Genomic DNA, 1,547 nt, shown 5'->3' with positions numbered 1-1,547 from the left:
CGCCGCCCTGCTCGACAAGCTGCGCAGTTTCCTCAAGCAGGAATCGTTGCTCAGCGGCCGTGTCGTGCCCGGCAAGGAAGAAGAAGCCGCCACGTTCCGCGACTACTTCGCCCATGACGAACTGCTGCGCAACGCCCCGTCGCACCGCGCCCTGGCAATTTTCCGCGGGCGTAACGAAGGCGTGCTGAGCGCCTCGCTGAAAGTCGGTGAGGAACTGCCCGGCACCCTGCACCCTTGCGAACTCATGATCAGCAACCATGTCGGCATCGAGAACCGCAACCGCCCTGCCGACAAGTGGCTGGGTGAAGTGGTGCGCTGGACCTGGAAGGTAAAGCTGTACACCCATCTGGAAACCGACCTGTTCGGCGAGCTGCGCGACAACGCCGAAGGCGAGGCGATCAATGTGTTCGCCCACAACCTGCACGACCTGCTGCTGGCCGCCCCGGCCGGCCCTCGCGCCACCCTGGGCTTCGACCCGGGCCTGCGTACCGGCTGCAAGATCGCCGTGGTCGATGCCACAGGCAAGTTACTGGACCACACCACGGTCTACCCGCACGCGCCGAAGAACGACTGGGACCGCACCATTTCCATCATGGCCGCGCTGTGCGCCAAGCACTCGGTGGAACTGATCGCCATCGGCAATGGCACCGCGAGCCGCGAAAGTGACAAGCTGGTGACCGAACTGGTCAAGAAATACCCGGCCTTGAAGATCACCAAGGTCATGGTCTCCGAGGCCGGCGCTTCGGTGTACTCCGCCTCGGAGCTGGCCGCCCGCGAATTCCCGGACCTGGACGTGTCGATCCGTGGTGCCGTATCGATTGCCCGCCGTCTGCAGGACCCGCTGGCCGAACTGGTGAAGATCGACCCGAAATCCATCGGTGTCGGCCAGTACCAGCACGACGTATCCCAGCTGAAACTGGCGCGTGGCCTGGACGCCGTGGTCGAGGACTGCGTGAACGCCGTGGGCGTCGACGTCAACACAGCGTCAGTGGCGCTGCTGACGCGCATCTCCGGCCTCAACGCCACCCTGGCGCAGAACATCGTCGCCCATCGCGATGCCAACGGCCCGTTCGCCACTCGTGCGGCACTGAAAAAGGTCAGCCGCCTGGGTGAGAAAACCTTCGAACAGGCCGCCGGCTTCTTGCGCGTCATGAACGGCGACAACCCGCTGGATGCCTCCGCGGTTCACCCCGAAGCCTACCCGCTGGTGCAGCGTATTGCCGCCGACACCGACCGCGACATTCGCTCGCTGATTGGTGACAGCAGCTTCCTCAAGCGCCTGGACCCGAAGAAGTTCACCGATGAAACCTTCGGCCTGCCGACCGTCACCGACATCCTCCAGGAACTGGACAAGCCTGGCCGCGACCCACGCCCCGAGTTCAAGACCGCCACCTTCCAGGACGGCGTCGAAGACCTCAAGGACCTGGAACCGGGCATTATCCTCGAAGGGGTGGTGACCGACGTCACCAACGTCGGTGCATTCGTTGACATCGGCGTGCACCAGGACGGCCTGGTGCACATTTCGGCGCGGTCCGAGAAATTGATCA

At 64.1% G+C, this 1,547-nt stretch carries 1 protein-coding gene; it reads left to right on the top strand.

Annotated features, from left to right (window positions below):
• Positions 1-1,547, top strand: a 1,547-nt coding sequence (locus tag JV551A3_RS02480; protein WP_133978302.1) for a helix-hairpin-helix domain-containing protein, incomplete at both ends; no start/stop codon positions are given.

The sequence above is a fragment of the Pseudomonas inefficax genome (genome assembly GCF_900277125.1).
GTDB classification, from domain to species: Bacteria; Pseudomonadota; Gammaproteobacteria; order Pseudomonadales; family Pseudomonadaceae; genus Aquipseudomonas; species Aquipseudomonas inefficax.
Note: the sequence above shows the minus strand (reverse complement) of the source record. Positions and strands in the feature narration are given on the sequence as shown.